The sequence below is a fragment of the Campylobacter sp. CFSAN093249 genome (assembly GCF_011067895.1).
Lineage (GTDB): Bacteria > Campylobacterota > Campylobacteria > Campylobacterales > Campylobacteraceae > Campylobacter_D > Campylobacter_D jejuni.
On sequence record NZ_JAAMWM010000001.1, the window covers coordinates 1 to 18,054 of the forward strand.

General features: G+C 28.9%; 20 protein-coding genes and 2 pseudogenes. 4 read left to right on the top strand and 18 right to left on the bottom strand.

Features of this window, described 5'->3' with window-relative positions:
- Positions 1 to 17 precede the first annotated feature (17 nt).
- Together FBF10_RS00005 and FBF10_RS00010 are read right to left on the bottom strand one after the other, a co-directional pair.
- Positions 18 to 755: an ATP-binding protein gene (locus FBF10_RS00005; RefSeq protein ID WP_165433884.1), complete on the bottom strand. Its 738-nt coding sequence runs from the start codon at positions 753 to 755 to the stop codon at positions 18 to 20.
- A complete protein-coding gene (locus FBF10_RS00010; protein WP_002889046.1) occupies positions 748 to 1,974 on the bottom strand; it encodes a hypothetical protein in 1,227 nt (408 codons plus the stop codon). Before FBF10_RS00010 ends, FBF10_RS00005 begins: the two co-directional genes overlap by 8 nt.
- 127 nt (positions 1,975 to 2,101) lie before the next feature.
- Here FBF10_RS00010 and FBF10_RS00015 point away from each other — a divergent pair, with 127 nt between their 5' ends.
- Positions 2,102 to 2,686, top strand: coding sequence for a YigZ family protein (locus tag FBF10_RS00015; protein ID WP_002860257.1), 585 nt, complete (start codon positions 2,102 to 2,104; stop codon positions 2,684 to 2,686).
- 43 nt (positions 2,687 to 2,729) lie between these two features.
- Here FBF10_RS00015 and FBF10_RS00020 read toward each other — a convergent pair whose 3' ends face one another.
- From FBF10_RS00020 to FBF10_RS00045, 7 genes and pseudogenes are all read right to left on the bottom strand, one after another.
- Entirely contained in the window at positions 2,730 to 3,113 is a 384-nt protein-coding gene (locus FBF10_RS00020; protein ID WP_002889045.1) for a hypothetical protein, read from the bottom strand.
- 77 nt (positions 3,114 to 3,190) lie between these two features.
- Positions 3,191 to 3,526, bottom strand: coding sequence for a hypothetical protein (locus FBF10_RS00025; RefSeq protein WP_002859498.1), 336 nt, complete (start codon positions 3,524 to 3,526; stop codon positions 3,191 to 3,193).
- Entirely contained in the window at positions 3,516 to 5,093 is a 1,578-nt protein-coding gene (locus FBF10_RS00030; protein WP_002889044.1) for an ABC-F family ATP-binding cassette domain-containing protein, read from the bottom strand. The genes FBF10_RS00025 and FBF10_RS00030 overlap by 11 nt, the downstream gene beginning before the upstream one ends.
- Positions 5,094 to 5,222: 129 nt before the next feature.
- Positions 5,223 to 5,420 (bottom strand): hypothetical protein, encoded by a 198-nt coding sequence (locus tag FBF10_RS08505; RefSeq protein WP_002889042.1) that lies wholly within the window; start codon positions 5,418 to 5,420, stop codon positions 5,223 to 5,225.
- A 14-nt stretch (positions 5,421 to 5,434) separates the two neighbouring features.
- Positions 5,435 to 5,638: a hypothetical protein gene (locus tag FBF10_RS08510; protein ID WP_002889040.1), complete on the bottom strand. Its 204-nt coding sequence runs from the start codon at positions 5,636 to 5,638 to the stop codon at positions 5,435 to 5,437.
- Between the two features lie 12 nt (positions 5,639 to 5,650).
- Positions 5,651 to 6,284 (bottom strand): annotated as a pseudogene (locus FBF10_RS00040) (toxin-antitoxin system YwqK family antitoxin).
- Positions 6,259 to 6,519: a superinfection immunity protein gene (locus FBF10_RS00045; RefSeq protein WP_052804098.1), complete on the bottom strand. Its 261-nt coding sequence runs from the start codon at positions 6,517 to 6,519 to the stop codon at positions 6,259 to 6,261. The pseudogene FBF10_RS00040 and the gene FBF10_RS00045 overlap by 26 nt, the downstream one beginning before the upstream one ends.
- 168 nt (positions 6,520 to 6,687) lie before the next feature.
- Here FBF10_RS00045 and FBF10_RS00050 point away from each other — a divergent pair, with 168 nt between their 5' ends.
- Both FBF10_RS00050 and FBF10_RS00055 read left to right on the top strand, forming a co-directional pair.
- Complete coding sequence (locus FBF10_RS00050) at positions 6,688 to 6,897, top strand: transcriptional regulator (protein ID WP_002778401.1); 210 nt, start codon at positions 6,688 to 6,690, stop codon at positions 6,895 to 6,897.
- A 60-nt stretch (positions 6,898 to 6,957) separates the two neighbouring features.
- Positions 6,958 to 7,914, top strand: coding sequence for a hypothetical protein (locus FBF10_RS00055; protein WP_002889038.1), 957 nt, complete (start codon positions 6,958 to 6,960; stop codon positions 7,912 to 7,914).
- A 4-nt stretch (positions 7,915 to 7,918) separates the two neighbouring features.
- On the opposite strand, the gene FBF10_RS00060 is transcribed toward FBF10_RS00055, so the two are convergent.
- Complete coding sequence (locus FBF10_RS00060) at positions 7,919 to 8,491, bottom strand: YceI family protein (protein WP_002855621.1); 573 nt, start codon at positions 8,489 to 8,491, stop codon at positions 7,919 to 7,921.
- Positions 8,492 to 8,564: 73 nt separating this feature from the next.
- Positions 8,565 to 8,927 carry an HIT family protein gene (locus tag FBF10_RS00065; RefSeq protein WP_002855609.1) on the bottom strand — a complete coding sequence of 121 codons (363 nt, stop codon included), beginning with the start codon at positions 8,925 to 8,927 and terminating at the stop codon, positions 8,565 to 8,567.
- Positions 8,928 to 9,034: 107 nt separating this feature from the next.
- Between FBF10_RS00065 and FBF10_RS00070 the strand changes: the two genes are divergently transcribed.
- Positions 9,035 to 9,739, top strand: a complete 705-nt coding sequence (locus FBF10_RS00070) for a putative metalloprotease CJM1_0395 family protein (RefSeq protein WP_002859493.1) — start codon at positions 9,035 to 9,037, stop codon at positions 9,737 to 9,739.
- A 105-nt stretch (positions 9,740 to 9,844) separates the two neighbouring features.
- On the opposite strand, the pseudogene FBF10_RS08670 reads toward FBF10_RS00070, so the two are convergent.
- The 7 genes and pseudogenes from FBF10_RS08670 to FBF10_RS00100 form a co-directional block, all read right to left on the bottom strand.
- A pseudogene (locus FBF10_RS08670) lies at positions 9,845 to 10,078 on the bottom strand (hypothetical protein); the annotation flags it as partial.
- Between the two features lie 287 nt (positions 10,079 to 10,365).
- Positions 10,366 to 10,539 carry a hypothetical protein gene (locus FBF10_RS08675; protein ID WP_002889036.1) on the bottom strand — a complete coding sequence of 58 codons (174 nt, stop codon included), beginning with the start codon at positions 10,537 to 10,539 and terminating at the stop codon, positions 10,366 to 10,368.
- Between the two features lie 205 nt (positions 10,540 to 10,744).
- Positions 10,745 to 12,466, bottom strand: coding sequence for a GMC family oxidoreductase (locus FBF10_RS00080; RefSeq protein ID WP_002889035.1), 1,722 nt, complete (start codon positions 12,464 to 12,466; stop codon positions 10,745 to 10,747).
- 1 nt (position 12,467) lies between these two features.
- The gene (locus FBF10_RS00085) at positions 12,468 to 13,196 is read right to left on the bottom strand and encodes a gluconate 2-dehydrogenase subunit 3 family protein (protein ID WP_002855611.1); all 729 of its coding nucleotides are present in this window, start codon (positions 13,194 to 13,196) and stop codon (positions 12,468 to 12,470) included.
- A 135-nt stretch (positions 13,197 to 13,331) separates the two neighbouring features.
- Positions 13,332 to 14,036 carry a tetratricopeptide repeat protein gene (locus FBF10_RS00090; protein WP_002860264.1) on the bottom strand — a complete coding sequence of 235 codons (705 nt, stop codon included), beginning with the start codon at positions 14,034 to 14,036 and terminating at the stop codon, positions 13,332 to 13,334.
- The gene (locus FBF10_RS00095) at positions 14,036 to 15,865 is read right to left on the bottom strand and encodes a dynamin family protein (protein WP_002874540.1); all 1,830 of its coding nucleotides are present in this window, start codon (positions 15,863 to 15,865) and stop codon (positions 14,036 to 14,038) included. The genes FBF10_RS00090 and FBF10_RS00095 overlap by 1 nt, the downstream gene beginning before the upstream one ends.
- Entirely contained in the window at positions 15,855 to 18,041 is a 2,187-nt protein-coding gene (locus FBF10_RS00100; protein WP_002889034.1) for a dynamin family protein, read from the bottom strand. Before FBF10_RS00100 ends, FBF10_RS00095 begins: the two co-directional genes overlap by 11 nt.
- Positions 18,042 to 18,054: the final 13 nt, after the last annotated feature.

An 18,054-nucleotide genomic window follows, 5' to 3' on the forward strand; every position in this document is an offset into this window, starting at 1 on the left:
TTAAAAATGGGGGGGGGTTATATTTTAGAGCACTCGTAATTTTTATTTTTTATATTAACAAATTGACTTTTAAGTGTTTTAAAATCTGGAATATAAGCATAACCACTAAGCGTATCTATAACGATACAAAGAGCATGCTTTTTTGATAACAAATGTATAATGCAATCTGAATTATTCTTTGCTAAAGTTTTTTCATAGGCATAATTGGCATTTTTTAACGGAGAATATACTCTGCCCATTTCATCAAATACTAATCTAGCAAATCCTGAACAAGATCCTTTAAATTCAACCTTTTCTATTCCGAATCTTTTTGTAAGATTAAATCTTTGTGTAGTTTTTTCATCATCTTTACTGATAACTCCACTTTGACCTGAATTCATTAATTTGTTATGATTGATTACATCAACAGCAATTTCTCTATCTATATTGATTTCAGTTTTACCTAAATTAGCATTTCCATCGCCATTTTTATCCAAGAAAATAGTATATGTTTGATCATAACCTGTGGCAGCTGATTTTATAAAATAAATCTGCCACCTACTTTTAAACCACTCTCTTTTTGCGATAGCCAACTCATCAACTCTTATACCTTCTTGCATCATGGCTAAACTTTGGGTGTATTGGATATCATTAAGAATTTGTATTGCGCCTTCTAGTAAATTGTCTTTTTTTAAGTAAAGACTACCTAAATTAAAAACTATACCTAAAATAAGAATTATAAACACAAATTCTAACAAACTGAAAGCTTTAATCATAGTTTAAAATCTGATATACTTTTTCATATTTTCCAAGTTTTACTTTAACAATTTTTTTATCCATATCATACTTATCAGCTTGTTTTAAAGCTTTTAAATAAAACTTATTGCTATTTTTTATTCCATAAAATCGCAATCTTTTTTGCAAACTTGGGGCTGTTGCAAGCTCTAAAACATCTTGTTTTTTTAATTCTAGTGCCAATTCTTTAGCAAAATGATAATTATTGGCAAAATGACGATTTGGATTGTTTATAAAATAATACAATAATTGATTAGCGACGATTAAAAAGTAACAAAATATCAAAAAAATTATAGAACATTCTATAAAGATTTTATACCTTAATCGAAAAACTGGTAATCTCACCCTATAACTTTGCATTAAAGTTTTTATAAGCAAAGGAGTGCAAATAACACAAAAAGGCAAAAAATCATCTAAAAAAAGTTTTTGTCTTAAAGAAAGCAACAAACAAAATACAAATGTTACGCTCATTAAAAACCATAATAAATTTTTATATTTTTGAAAAGTCAAACGATAAATAGTATAAAAAAAATACACAAAAACCAAAGGAGAAAAACATGCAGCAAAAATTCCTAAGGTATCTAAAAAATAACCTCTTGGACGACCACCTGTATCAAAACCATAAAAACTGATACTCACTCCAAACAAAACAAGAGATAAGGTAAATAAAATAGCATTTCTTTTATAAATCCCAAAAAAGAAAAAAGTTAAAAATAAAATATTAAAAGATTTATCAACAAATAATACTATAATCAATAATATATAAAAAAGCCATTTTTTTTCATATTCGTAAGCACATAATATAGCAAGGGTTAAAAAAATCACCAAAGATGCGGCATTAACCAGTAAAGCACTTGCAACAGTACCCGGCAATAAAACAAATAACAATAAAGCAAAAAAAGCATCAATTTTAGTTTTAGTATATTTTAAAGCTAGCAAATACAAAAGCAAACAACTTAAAAAATGAAAAAATAAAAAAGGAAGCCTTAAACCAAAATCATTTTGCCCAAAAATAAAAGTTCCAAAATGAGATATATAATAAAGCAAACTATGGGAAAAAATAAGTGATTTACCCTGCTCACCAAAATAAATATCAGCTTCATCAGCACTAATACTCAGTGTTGAAATTCCATAAAGCAAAGCCAACAAATCAAGACTAAGTAAAATGATGATAAGTTTATAATTTTTGATTTTTTCCATAATGAAAATTTTACAAAATTAAACTTAAAATATCAATGCAAATCATACAAATATCAAATATCTTAAAAATTAACATCAAATTGATTTTAGTTTTTATAAGTATAATTTTAAATAAAAGAAGGCAAAAATGCAAACTATTGATCAAATTTTTCAAACACAAATCGATATTAAAAAATCTACTTTCTTATCTTTTCTTTGCCCTTTTAAAGATTTTAAATTTTTAATAGAAACACTAAAAAAAGAACATCCAAAAGCCGTTCATTTTGTCTATGCTTATCGTGTTTTAAATGATTTTAATCAAATTGCAGAAGATAAAAGTGATGATGGAGAGCCTAAAGGAACTTCTGGAATGCCAACTTTAAATGTTCTTAGGGGCTATGATCTTATCAATGCGGCTTTAATCACTGTAAGATATTTTGGCGGTATAAAACTTGGTACAGGGGGACTTGTAAGAGCCTATAGTGATGCGGCAAATGCCGTGATCAATAATTCTTCTTTACTTTCATTTGAATTGAAAAAAAATATAACCATTGCTATTGATTTAAAAAATTTAAATCGTTTTGAACATTTTTTAAAAACTTATTCTTTTAATTTCACAAAAGATTTTAAGGATTGCAAAGCTATATTACATATCAAATTAAATGAAAAAGAGGAGCAAGAATTTGAAATTTTTTGTAAAAATTTTGCACCTTTTGAAATAGAGAAATTATAAATTCTTGCAAGTAAATACAAAAGCTCCAAAATGGAGCTTTTGATTAAATTGCGTTCAATAAATCATTTAACAAAGTATTATTCTTACTTTGTTCATTTGCACCTTGTTGCGCAAGATCATTGTGAACGCTAGTACTTTGAGCTCTCATAGACAACTCGCCTTCATTTTGTCTAAAACGATAAGCGTAAACATTTGACATTTGAGCATAATTACTTAAATTTGAATTTGAGTTTTGCGCATTGCTTTGAAAACTATTGCTAGAATTTAAAGCATCTCCGCTTGACTTCTCATCTGCCTTATTTAATATATCCATAAAATCAGAATTTCCAGATGAAGAATAATCTTCAACCTGTTTATCCACCTGTTTATACTGACCACTAATAGCATCGTATTCATACGAGCTGATCGTTCTATAATTTACCTGCATAGTTTTCTCCTTTCAAAATATGCAAAAACTATACAAGCAAAAAGTATTCCTTTTTTTATGTAAAAAATTAATGTTTTTCAATCATGATGAGTAGGCAAATGCTCCACATCAAGCTCATTATTGGCTATAAATTCTTCCTTGGCTTTTTTACAGTTTTCATCACGCATTTTGCGGTATTCATTGCGAATCGTGATCTCTTTATCGCTTAGAGGTCTATCTTCTAAAAAACTGATATGAAAATAAGTATCATCGCTCTTTGAATAAGTTTTATAAAAATCTATATAATCAAAATAATCCTTGCCATTATCAAACTCTACGACTTCTTCTATATAAATCGTAGGCCCAAAACCCTTGTGATTTTGCGTATAGTGCCCAAAACCTGCGCTGTATTGAATTCTAAATTTAGCCATCATTTTCTCCTAAAAATTCTTGATAAGTTCCACGAAAATCCGTAAGCTTACCATTTTCTAAATGCCAAATTCTATTAGCAAAAGCAGAAACTAACTCCCTGTCGTGGCTGATACAAAGCACTACACCTTTGAAATTATACAAAGCTTCACCCAATGCAATAATACTTTCAAGATCTAAATGGTTATCAGGTTCGTCTAAAAGCAAGAAATTCGGACGCTCTAGCATTAAACGAGAAAGCATTAAACGATGTTTTTCACCCCCACTTAAACTTGCTGCCATTTTTTCTTGATCGCTGCCACTAAAAAGCATTCTACCTAAACACTTGCGGATTTCATCTAGATCTTTAAATTTTTCACTCATAAGCCATTCGTAAAGTTTCAAATTTTCACAAATTAAATTACTTGTATCTTGAGGAAAATATCCAAGCTCTATAGTTGCCCCAAGGTGCATAGATCCACTATCTGGACTTATAGCATGAGCGATGATTTTTGCCAAAGTACTTTTGCCCACACCATTTGCCCCAATCAAAGCGATTTTATCATTTTTTTCTATTTTTAACTCCAAGTTTGAAAATAGTTGTTTATCATAAGCCTTGCCTATACCTTTAAATTCTAAAACTTCATTACCTATTTCACGATTGGTTCTAAACACTATACTAGGGTCTCTACGGCTTGAAATTTTAATCTCTTCAAGCTCTAGTTTTTCAAGTGCCTTAGCACGGCTTGTGGCTTGTTTTGCCTTAGAAGCATTTGCACTAAAACGGCGAATAAAATTTTCTAATTCTTCTCTTTCTTTCAAGGTTTTATCGCGTTTAAGCTCAGCTTGTTTTGCCAAAAGCGTTGAAGCCATATACCAATCATCGTAATTTCCCGCAAAATCACGAATTTGTTTAAAATCCACATCCAAAATTCTTGTACAAATTTTATTTAAAAAATGCCTATCGTGAGAGATGACAACCAAAGTTCCTTCATGTCTTAAAAGTTCATTTTCAAGCCAAGAAATCGCCTCTAAATCAAGGTTATTTGTAGGCTCATCTAAAAAAAGCACATCCGCACCCAAAAACAAAACTTGAGCTAGTAAGACTTTAAATTTATCCGCACTTTGTAAGGTGCTCATTAAAGCATCAAAATCTTTAATCTTTAAAGAACTTAAAATTTTTTCACAACGCGTTTCACAATCATAATTTGGATCTTCTTCAGCCGTTATTATCTCAAGCTCACCTAAACGCTCATTGATCTCATCTGTAAATTCCTCGCTCATATAAAGCTTTTCTTTTTCTTTTAAAGCCTCATACAAACGCTTATTTGCACACATCACCGCATCTTTGATGGTGTAGTTTTCAAAAGCAAATTGATCTTGTCCTAAAACTGCAATTTTTAAACCTTCATCAAATACTATTTCACCACTATTTGACTCAATTTCTCCTGAAAGAATTTTTAAAAAAGTCGATTTTCCCGCACCATTAGCACCGATAAGTCCGTATCTTTGTCCTCGAACAAGTTTTAAATTAACATTTTCAAATAAAAGCTGATTTGCAAAACGCATAGTAAGATTTTTTACTTCAACCATGATTTTCCTTAAATTTTTTACTTATAAAAATTTTTAAGAAATTGTATCAAAAAAAGACTTGAAATTAATTGAGTATAAAATATTAGTAAGTCATGAAATTAATTCTATTGACTTACTTTAATAAAAATATTATTGGAAATCTCCATTGATATAAGTTATATCTGTAATTTTCACTTGATTTATGTTAGAAACCTTATAAACAACACTCCAAAGACCTTTTCTCTGTTCCCCTTTTAATGCAGCATTAATCGTAGCCATACAAGAATCAAAATTAAGATCAAAATTTGAAATGGAATTAATTTCGATCATATCAGTGTAATTTACCATTCCATCATGCTTGGCTATTTCTTTGAGGCCTTTTGCATAATCTTCATAATCAATCCCTTGGGCTTTAAGTCCGGATAATTCGTAAAGATTTTTAAAATTTCACTAGGAATTTTTTCTTTAAGATTTGAAACAACTGCCGTATTATCACATTTGTCTAATGAGTTGGCCTGAAGCAAGGCAAACCCCATTAAGAAAAATAAAATTACTTTTTTAAACATATCTAAACTCCTCTAATTTTTAGGTTTTGCTACTAAAATACCATTTTTATATTCTTCTTCTCTTACAATCTCCCCTTTTTTTATATTCTCTAAAGACTCCATTTTTAAGTCCATTTTTATAATTTTCTTCGTCTTCTAAGGCGCCATTTTCATCATAACGCTTTTGTACTCCATCAAATTTACCTTTATTATCAAAATTATAATCACACATTAAAGTTCCATTTTCATAATATTCCTTGTAATTACCTTCAAATTCTGGCATACCATCTTCATTATAGCCAAGTAGTTTTCCCTTTGCTCTCATATTTCCATTCTCATAATAGCTTACAAAATCACCATATCCGCGATTATCTTTAAAATGCACCTCCTCAAGTAATTGCCCATTTCTAGAATATTCCCTGCTAATTCCATCTTTTTTTCCATTTTTATAATTTTCTTCAGCTCTTAGCTGACCATTGTCATAAAAAGCTCTTTTTAACCCATGTATTCTTGAATCTTTATTATAGGGAATTTCTTCTTTTAAATTTCCATTTGGATATTTGTTTTGCTGAACTCTAGCCACATCGCTAGGTTGTCCAGGAAAATCACTTCCACAACCACTTAACAACATCGCAATTAAACTACAAATGCTTAAAAATTTTGTCATTTTTTCTCCTATTTCTCATTTTTTCTTTAATAATAATAGTTTGCTTAAAACTTCCCGTAAAAGACCATATTAAACAAACAAGCCAAACAATAATAGTCCAACCAAAAAACAAATTTAGCAAAGAAATTATCAGCCAATTAGAATGCTTTCTGCTCAAACCAATAATAGCGGGCAACATGTATAATACAAACAATAATATTGTTACAAAAATAGACCCGCCACTTGCACCTTCCATGTAATTCTCCTTAAATAAAAATTTTATAAAAACTATTATTCCATACTATAACTTAATTAATATTGAAATATTAAATATATTTTATATAAAAGATTGAATATTTCAAGTGTTTTTAATAAAGAAATTTTAATGTAAAATTTTTTAAAGGCTAAATTTTTAAGGTAAAAAATGACAAAAAAGAGCAAGCGTGATATGGCATATGAACTAGACATTGATGTTAGCACTTTATATAATTGGAGAAAATATAAACCCAATTTATATCGTATTGTTATGCTTGGCTTTAAATTTGATGAACTTTTAGAAAATAGTAAAAAAACTCATGAAGAATTACTCCATATAGAACAAACTATACAAGATGAGATTGCTAAATTTAAATAAAATCCGCTTTTAAGCTTTTTTCTATACAATTATCACTTTTATTAAAATCAAGGATTTGAAATGTTTTTATTAGATTTTTTAATATCATTGAGTTTTATTTTTGAAATTTCAGCTCTTGTGCTATCCTTTTACTTTAAAAATTCAAAAATTTTCTTTTTGACTTTAGTATTACTAGGAGCTAAGCTGCCTTATTTTTATACAAGTTTTTTTCAAGCTAATTTATTTGTGGCTTTGTTTTTACCTATGATTTTTACTCTATTTTGCCTTGGAAAACATCATGTTTTAATTTTAAATAAAAAAAATATCGCCTCAATTACAACCCTTATTTTTATAGGCGTTTTAAGCATCATTTTACCTAGAAATACTACTTTCAATAGCGCTGGTTTAGAATTCCATTTTATTACATTAAATTTTTTTAAACCTGTGAGTGAATTAGGATTTTTATTTTTTTTAGTCGGCTTAATACTCATTTTTATCAAAACTTTTAAAACTAAAGAATATTATTTTCTTATCGCATTTTTTGCTGCATATTTTCAGTTTTTATTCCAAGAAGGAACAGGAATAAGATATTTTGAATTTGCAAGTTTGGTTTTTTGTTTTTATCTTTTAAATCACGCTTATAGGTTAGCTTTTTTTGACACCTTAACAAAGCTACCCAATGAAAAAAGCCTTACACGCTTTACAAAAGGAAAAAACAACTATATCATTGCCTTGCTTCATTTTAATGAACTAAAAGATACCAAAGAAAGCTATACCAAACTCATTTTAAAACAAATTGCAAAAATTTTAAAACGCTTTAGAGCAAAAATTTTTATCGTAGAAAATGATTTTATTTTAATTTTTAATGATAAAAATCAAGCTTTAAATCATCTTGCTTTTTTAGAATCCACCTTGAAAAACACGGAATTTAATTTAGAAAATGAAAATTTTAAACCGGATTTTAAATTGATTTGGCAAGAAAGTGAAGAAAATTTGGATAAAAATTTACAAAGTCTAAGAGCAAGACTCTTAGACTAAAAAATTATTTTTCGTTTGCTTCAACTTCGATATTTAAATTAATATCATCACTTAAAGTAATAGTTGAAGTACTTGTTGCAAATTTAAAATCAGAGCGTTTGATTTTTCCATTTAAAGAAAATCCTATTTTTTCTTTTCCATCTTTGCCTTTAGCTACACCGCCGATTTCAGCATCTAAAACGATATCTTTAGAAACTCCAGCTATAGTTAAAGTTCCTGTCATTTTGCCTTTTTCATTATCGATTTTTTCATATTTTTTCATTGTAAAAGTCATATCAGGATATTTTTTTGCTTTGAAAAAATCATCTTGTTGTAAGTGATTATCTCTTGTTTGATTTTCTGTATTTACAGATGCGATTTTTATAGTTACATCAAGCTTTTTAAATTCAGCACTCGCAGGATCAAAATCAATCACCGCAGAATAATCTTTGAAATTTCCTTTTACATTGCTAATTTGTAAATGTTTGATTTTAAAACCTACATCTGTATGTGCTTTATCTAAAGTATATTCTTTAGCAAACAAACCTGTGCTTAACAAAGACACCGCAACCAATGAACTCAATAAAACTTTTTTCATTTTTTTCCTTTTTTATAGTAATTTTCAATATAAAAATTTTATTAGATAAAACATAACAAATCATTAATAAAAATCAAAAAATTTTACTATTTAAAAATTTTACAAATTCTTCAAATTTAGGCAAATCAAGCTTTATTGTTTCTCTTTGCTGTTTTCCCCACATACACTCTGGAAAAAACGCATCTTCTTTAAATCTTGCCATAACATGAAAATGCACCCTTGGCACATAATTTGCAAAAGAGGCGATATTGATTTTTTCAGGTTTGTAAAATTCTATCATAGCCTTTTCACAAAGTAAAATTTTTTCAAAAAGTTCCTTTTGCAACTCTAAAGGACAATCGCTAAATTCTTTATAAATTTCTTTAGTAAAAATTTTAAGCCAAGGCACTTGAGCCTCCTCTTTCTCTATATAAATCAAATCATTTTCATAAATCATTACATTCCTTTGAAATTGTATTTATGATTATTTTACAAAATTTATCAAATTTTTAAGTCAAAATGCGTTAAAATTCCTAAAAATTTAAAAAACAAAAAGGAGGATAAATGCAAATTAGTTCAAGTTATAACTCTTATGATTACTACTCTAGCAAACCTTCTTTTGATAAAACAAATCAATCTGATTCCACTCAAAAAGATGAAAAAAATCTTAGTGAAAATAAAGATGATAAAGAAAAAAATGGCGAACAAACCCAAATGGTTAATGGCGTAGAGCTAAGCCAAAAAGAAGTAGCTCAAGTTCGCGAACTCCAAAGTATCGATAGAAATGTAAAGGCTCATGAAGCTGCGCATCAAGCAGCGGGTGGCGGCTTAGCAGGTGCTGCAAGTTTTACTTATACAAGAGGCCCTGATAATCAAATGTATGCTACAGCGGGTGAAGTTCCTATCAGCATGCAAAAAGGAAACACACCAGAAGAAACTATAGCCAATGCAAGACAAATCGCAGCAGCAGCTATGGCTCCTGCTGATCCTAGCCCACAAGACTATAAAGTTGCAGCAAATGCTGCAAAAATGGAATTTGAAGCAAGAGCTGAAGCAATGAAGCTTAAAGCCGAAGAAGCCAAAGAAAAAGAAGAAGAAAATAAAGAAAAAGATGACAAAAATTCAGAAAATAGCTTAGAAAAAACAGATAAAGATTCAAAAAACAACGATAAAAATTCAAATTTTGATAAAGACTTTAAAAATTTTGTTGCTAGAACTTATCAACAAAACTCACAAAATAACGACATTAAATTCAATATCGCATCTTAAAATTCTTAATTTAAATAAAAAATTTCCTTATAAAAACGATGACTTGAATTTGTATGTTAAGATATTTAACATTTTTTCTTTTTTATAATTTAAATTTTTGCATTTTCAAGCTTTTATATCTATACTTTTTGGTGCAGAATTTAAAGAAAGAATTTTATTAAATTCTCCTGCATCATCATCACTAAATTTCACACCAAAAAGAATTTCTAATTCTTTGCTAGTGCTAAATTTACCTTCTAATAGTTTTTTTACAAGCTCGTTTCTTGTATTATCATCTTTGTAAGTTTCTTTGTTTTTACTTTCTGCTTGTATAGGTTTGAAAGCTTCTTTGTCTTCTTTTTGATTGTTTTTATTAGTTAAGAACCTATCTATATCTTCTTGAGTAAGTGGCTTACCAAGTTCATTAAAGAATTGTTTTTCTCTTTGTGCCCTTTCAGCACCCCATATTTTCTCAAATTCATTCATACTTGTAAGAGTTTTTAAAAGATCAACTTTTCGTTTATGAAGTGCGGACAAATCTACGCCTTCTGTAAGATAGTCTGTGCCAAATTTATTAAGTATTTTTATTTCATCCTTGCTTAGTCTATCTTCCATATATCTTTTATATAAAGAGTTTTCTACTTCTTTTACATCAGGAGATCCATTATAGCCATTTTCTTCTTTAAATTTTTCAAGATCTCCAAATTTTTTATTATGGATTCATAATAAGCATCATCATCATTTTTAAGCACAGCTTTTTTATTGCTTGTGTTATTATTTGGATAATTGATATTTGTATATTGAGTATCAAAATTTACCATAGAAAACCCTTTTTTTATGATATTTTATTAAAATAATCTTGGATTCCAACCACCAAGAGCAGACTACATTTGCCTTTTTGTATAATTGTAGTTTAAATAAGAATTTACACCATTAATCATTTTTGCCTTCCTTGATATTATACTATATCGGAAGAAAATTAAAAATTTATAATCTTGAGAGTTTTCAAAAACTCTCAAGTTATTATCAAGCTAAGCTTTTTCCACTTTTATGATACTTTAAAATACCTTCAGCACAGCGATAAGCCAAAGCTCCTACAGTATCAGTTGGATTATATCCACTATTGTGTTGGAAATTTCCTGCTCCTACAACAAAAAGATTATCCGCATCCCAGTGTTGTAAATAAGTATTAACCACACTAGTTTCTCTATCTGCACCCATGGTTGTTCCACCTGTGTTATGAGTAGATTGATAAGGCACAACGCTATAATCCTTAAGATAAGCACCTTTTTTGATTGATTTTACTCCTTGCATTCTTTTTGCTACCTCAGCTGTTTTATCTGTGATAAATTTATGCAAAGCTCTATCTTGATCAGTGAAATTATAAGTTAAGCGTAAAAGTGGCATACCAAAAGCATCTTTATAAGTTGGATCAAGACTTAAATAATTATTCTTATGAGGCAAAGAAGCACCTTGTCCTGCTACGGTAATAGCTCTTGTGAAATTATAGTTTAATGCTTTTTTAAATTCAGCACCCCAAGTTGGAGCTCCTGCTGGAAGTGGGGCTGATTGTATAGGGCGAGTTCCAAGCTGAACGCTATAAATCATAGCTCCATGAAGGAATTTTTCCTTAGAATGATCAAAATTATCTCCGTTAAAATCATCACTCGTAGTTCCCAAAGCACCTGAACCCATGAAGGTGTTAAATTGCTCATCAAAGAAAGCTGTTGTACCCATGTTCATTTGATAACAATAATTTCTACCTAAAGTTCCTTTACCTGTTTTTGGATCGTATTGCTCACCTATGTTGCTTACCATTAAAAGCTTAGCATTGTTAAACATATAACTTGTAAGCACAACTATATCAGCAGGTTGAATATACTCTTTCATCGTTCTAGTATCGACAAATTTTACCCCCGTTACTTTTCCGTCTTTTTTAAGAATTTGCGTTACATTGCTATAAGTGCGTATAGTGTATTTACCTGTGCTCATAGCCTTTGGAATTACTGTGTTTAAAGGACTTGCTTTTGCGCCATACTCACAACCAAAACGCTCACAATACGCACAGTATTGACAAGGAGCTAAATCTTGACCATCAGGGTTTGTATAGCCACCTTTAGAATTTGAAGCTGGCAAACGATAAGTGTGTAAATTTGAACTTTTTGCTGCACTTTCAAATCGTTTAAGCATTTTAGTATTTTCAAGAGGTTCTTGTGGATAAGGACTGGATCTAAAAGCTCCCATTTTTTCCGCTAAAGGATTTGACTCACCTGATACCCCACAGGTTTTTTCAAATCTATCATAATAAGGCTCCATATCCTTATAAGTCACACCCCAATCTTGCAAGGTATAATCATTACCTAATTTATTACCATATCTTTGTTTGCTTAGGGTTTGAATTTCAAAATCATAAGGCATAAACCTAAAAGTCCAACCATTCCAATGCACCCCTGCACCGCCAACATTATTACCCAATAAAAACGAACCCATTTTACGATAAGGCAAGGCTAAACCACTAGGATCATGGCGAAAAGTCACAGTGTCTTTCGAGCAATCTTGCATCAAACCATAATTAATCCCGTATCTCCACTCATCATGGATAAAATTAAAATTTTCAGTACTTTGCATATGTCCGCGTTCTAAACCAAGTACATTCAAACCTGCTTTAGTAAGCTCTGCAGCCACTATACCTCCAGTCCATCCTGCCCCAACTGTTACCACATCTACTTTTTTTAATACTTCAGCCATTTTAACTCTCCATATCTGCTAAACTCATAGGTTCAATGTTAAAAAATTCATCACTTGCAATTTTATCCACATAGCTCATTTGTGCGCCTGGATATTGCATCATTCTCCAACCATTTTTATTATCATTTCCGCCATAAATTGGATCAGCTAAAACTCCAGCTACTGTCATATCTCTTAAAAGAGTGAAAAAATAAGAAGATTTAAAACCCGTAGTTTGAATTTTTCCTTTTTCAAAATCGCTTAGAATTTTATCCTGATCTCCACCTTTAAGCAGAGAAAAAGATTTTTTATAACGCTTTTGAGCATTTTCTTCAAGAGCATGCACACCTTCTAAAAAAATATCTTTGCGTTGCATAGGAGTTTGATAGCCTTGTTCAGCTTTACCCTCAATGAAAGGTCCTTGCATATATTCTCTATCATTATAACCATAAGCACTAGCTAGCTGATTATCGATAAAATAAGGTACGCCTAAACCTATAGCTCCTTCTCCTTGCTCATCTTTAGGATAAATTCTTTCACAGGCTGCACTTAAGGTATCAAATTCAGTTTGAGTTTGAAAAAACATTCTACCTCTAACTTTATTTGATTTTCCTTGTGAAGCTTGATGCGAATGCGTAAGTTCTGCTGCCTTTAAAACAGCACCGCCACCTATAGTACTAGCTGCTACTACAGAACCACCTAAAAGCCCTAGTTTAAAAAAGCTTCTGCGATCAATAATATTGTCTTGCATTACTTCTCCTTGATAATAATTTAAACAAGACTATATTAGCCCTATTAATATAAATTTAACTTTAAAAAGCGATAAATTTTGTGTTATTCTTAATTTTATTTAAGAATATCTTTGAAAGTAATGAAAATAGAACTTTTAATAAAGCTCTATATCTTTAGAATTAAGTTCTTTATAAGCTGCACAAGCTTCTTGATGTTTTTGATCACAAGCCATACCAAAATATCTTTTTGCCTTTGTTAAATCTTGTTTTTCTAGTTGATTATAGCGTCCTAACAAATAACAAGACTCACCAAAACCTAAAGTGCAAGATTTAGAATAAAAAGCAAGGGCAGATTTTACACTTGCTTTAACAAGCTCTCCTTTATCATATAAAGACCCTAATTGATAACAAGCTCTTGCATTTTTTAAATCACAAGATCTTTTATAAAAACTTGAGGCCATTTGTCCATCTTTTTCTTTTTCATAAAATAAAGCTATATTATTACAACTTAACGATTCTCCTAAAGTACAAGCTTTATTAAAAGCCAAAAGAGCTTCATTTTTATAACCTTGATTTTGCAAAAGCAAAGCCATATTAGAACACGCACTTGCTAAACCCAATTTACAAGCTTTATCATAAAATTTATAAGCTTGATTTAAATCCTTACTCATACCCTTAGCACTTTCGTACATAAAAGCTAAAGAAAAACAAGCTTTAGAAATATCTTTTTCACAAAGGCTTTTAAAAATTTCATAAGCTTTATCAAATTTATTTGCTTCATAAAGTTTTAAACCTTCTTCTAATTCACTTAATGCAAGTAATGAATTAAAAAATAAAAATAAAGCTAAAAATATTCTCATTAATCTTCCTTTATACTTTCTCTAACATTTAAAATCTGTACTCTTCTTTTTTGAAGTTCTGCTTTTTTAAGATCTAAAAATTTATTTTTTTCTTGGATTAAATTTTGACTTTGTTCTAAAAAATTTTTTGCAATTTTTGTCAAAATAGGCTTATTAATAAGCAAAGTTTCAAACTCATAAACATTTAATTCATTTAAAACTCTTTCATAAATTTCGCTTTTTTTAGGATAAAAAAGTACGAATTCAGAACTATCAAGCTCATAAAGAACACGACTTTCATTGATTTTACGACTAAAAAATGCGAGGCTTAGTTTCGTAGCATTTTCATAATTTGTAAAAGCCTTAAGATTTAATTTTTCAAAAAATAAATCAAGCTCTAAAATACTTTTAAATAAAAGCTCCTTAAAATCTTTCAAAAAGTACTCATCACTTGCATTGCAAAAAGCTCTTAATTCACTAAAATTTTTATCACTTTGGAAAATGTGATCTTTTTGTATGTTTGAAAATTCTGCTTTAAAAAGCAAAATTTCTCTTTCAAGTATGTTTATAAAATCTTTTAATTTCATCTTGATTTCTTCAAAAGATTTATAAAGTTCATTTTTGATTTTTTTAAACTCTTTACTCATTACATCACTATTGTAAAACATCGCCAAAAAAGCATCGTCGCTTGAAATATAAGGCGCTTTATAATCATATCTTGTGTATAAATCTTTCTTTAAAAATCCTTTGCTTTCTTTGTAAAAATAAGCATCTTTTTCCTTAACACTTGCAAAAATTTCACTAGAAATTCTTTCGCTAATGCTTTTAAGCTGTTCTAAAATCTGATGATTTAAAATTTCAATCTCTTTTAAAAAAAATTCATACGCTAAAAGTAAATGCTTTTCATAACTTTGAAATTGATTTAATAAACGATCAAAAATACCTACAAAAAGTTGGTTTTCATCTTCTAAAATTTCGCATAAATTTAAAATTTTTCTTTTAACAAATTTTTCTTTTAAAACTGTTGTATCTAGCTGAGTTAAAAAATCAAGCAAAGATTGAAAATTAGATTTTTCATAGCTTTGCTCATCTTTAGCCTCTTTGCAAGAAATGGCAATAAGCTCATTAAAATATTTTAAAAACACACTTTTTGCATAATTTAAAACATTATCTAGCTCTTCTGTGCTTAATTTATCTTTTTGATTTAATACACAAATGCTATTTTCTCCTAAAAGTTCTAAATTTGCTTTTATGGCATCTTCTTCACTTTTTTTACCTGCATTATCAATCAAACTTAACCAAATCGCTCCATGAATATTTTTAAGCTCATCAAGAGTTGTTAAAGTATCATTTTCATTTGCATTTAAACCTGGAGTATCTACAAGAGTGATTTTTTCAAGCAAAGGAATGGGTGCAAAAATATGCAAACTTTTTGCTTGTTTTACTTCATTTCTTTGATCCGTATAAAAGGCTAATTTTTCTATATTTGTGATAATATCACTTCCATCTTCAAATTCTACTCTTAAAAAATATTCTTTTGCATAGCGTAAAAAAGTAGGTTTAAAAGTAACAGGAACAACACCCGTAGGCAAACAATCACGCCCTAAGATCAAATTTAGCAAACTTGATTTACCACTTGAAAACTGCCCTATAATAGCGATATTAACATTCTTATCCAAAGAAAACACAAGCTCTTTTAATTCATTTTCTAAAGCATAACTTGCGTGCATAAAAGGCTCGTTAAGTTCCTTGCAAAGCTCTTGAATACGCCCTTTAAAACTATCATCAAAACTCACACTATAAGTATTTTCATAGGCTTTTATAAAATCATTTAAAAGATTAATCTGCATTTAAAAGCCCCATTTCAAGTTGTTTTAATTTTTCAATTTTTTCTAAATTTTCTTTAAAAGAATTTAAAATATTGGCATCTTGATTTTTCAGACTCTGTAAAACTTTTTCAAGACTTTCTAATTTTGATTTTTGATTTTTTTCATAATGTTTTAATTTATCATTTAAAAACTCAAAAAATGCTCCATTGATATTTAAAGAGTTTAAAATTTCGCTCATTTTAAATTCTTTAAAAGTATCAAAAATAACCGTATCTAAATTCGTTTCAAGCTCATATAAATCTGATTTTAGATTGCTTAATTTTTCAATTTTCAATCTTAAAAGTGCAAATTTTTCGCTTTGAAAAATACTATCTATATTTTTTGAAATTCCATCTTTAAAACCTTCAAAACCATTATCAAAATCATCTTTTAAAAAATCATATTTTAAAGATAAATTTGTTTTAAGCTCCTCGATTTTTTTAATATTTTCAAATTTAATTTCTCTTAAAATATCATTAATCCCATCTTTTGTGGTAATATCAACTATATTTAAAATACGAGAAAGATTAAGCTTTTGTGCATTATTTTTCAAATATTTAAACTCATCTATCAAGCGTTCTTTTAATTTTTTAGCCAAAAGTAAAACAAGATTATCTATGCCACTATCTATATTTTTAAGTTTTGCAACGGAATTTGAAATTTCATCTTGTGCTTCTTTTAATAAGATATTTTGCTTTTGAAGTTCAAGTAAAAGCTTTTGATTTTCTTCACTTACACCTTGTTTATTCTCCTTAATAAGACGATTTTGCATTTCATATTCGCTTAGAATATTTTTAAGTTCCAAATGTAATTCTTTTTTGTAAGCTCTTAAGGCAATCTTGCTTTTTTCTCCTGCATAAAGCTCGTTAAAAAGATAGTTTTCAAATTCTTGCATACCACTTTTTTGCAAACTTTCCTTAGGTGCTAAACCCTTATAAAAATCACTTGCCATTTTAGCACTCACACATAAAAAATCAATCTTTTCCACTAAATTTTCATCTAAATCCACAAGTCTTGATTTTAAGCTTTCCTTGGTATAAACAATGACTTCTTCTAAATCCTTTTTGCTTAACAAATCCGCTTTAGTTAAAACAATTAAAAACTTACTCAGCCTTGAATTTAAAAGACAATGCACCAAAAAGTCTGCATCTTTTTGAGTCAAGCTTTGAGAAGCATTCATTAAATGAATTAAAAAATCACTTTCTCTAAGATACTCATTTGTAACAATTTCTCTTTGAACTACAACATCATCAAGCCCTGGAGTATCAACTATGGAAATATTATTTTTTAAAAAATCTAAATGACTTTTAATTTCTATTTTTCTAATTAAAGCTGAAATTTTATTTTTAGCTGAACTGAAATTTTTAAGTTCACAAAGTGCGATATTTTGTATTAAAGGTTTATCCTTGATAAAATCCTCTATATTTACACTCTTATCCAGCTTGTCAATAAATTCTTTTAAATCTGCATTAAAGTGCGAACTTTCAAGTATATTTTGCCATTCTTTTTTATCCCAAAAATATATCTTTGCTTCTTCACTCTTACCATAGCTTAATACTGTTAAATTAGCTGTTTCAGGTATGTTTGAAACCCCTAAAAAATCTTCTTTTAAAAGAGCATTTAAAAGACTTGATTTTCCTGCATTCATCACGCCAGTGATGGCTATATTAAACTCTAAATTTTGAAATTTTTCCAAAGTTTTTTGAAGTCTTGATTTTAAATTTTCATCAAAACTTAGCTTTTGAAGCTCTAAATTAATGGTGTTTAATTCTTTAAAATCATTTTGAAATAAAGCTTTTTGATCTATACTTTGAACTTTTTCTTGTGAAATAAAATCAAGCATTTCAGTATTTTTTGAAATTTTTTCTAAAATTTTTAGAGCCTTAAGCAAATCTTGCTTTGAAATAAAACCTGATTTAAAAAAATTTAAAATACAAATTTGAGCATTTTGTATACTAAAAATATCCACTCTTAAATCAATTTTTTTGCAAAGCTCTTGAAATTCTTTTAAGAGAAAATATCTTTCATAATTGTCTTTATTGACACTTAAAATAATCGCACACTCGGCCGTATTAAGTTTGTTTTTATCTTGAAATTTAGCATCAAAATTTAAAAATTGAAGTTCATTTTGCCAAATTTTTTGGAATAATTCTTTCATAATCTTCCCCTTA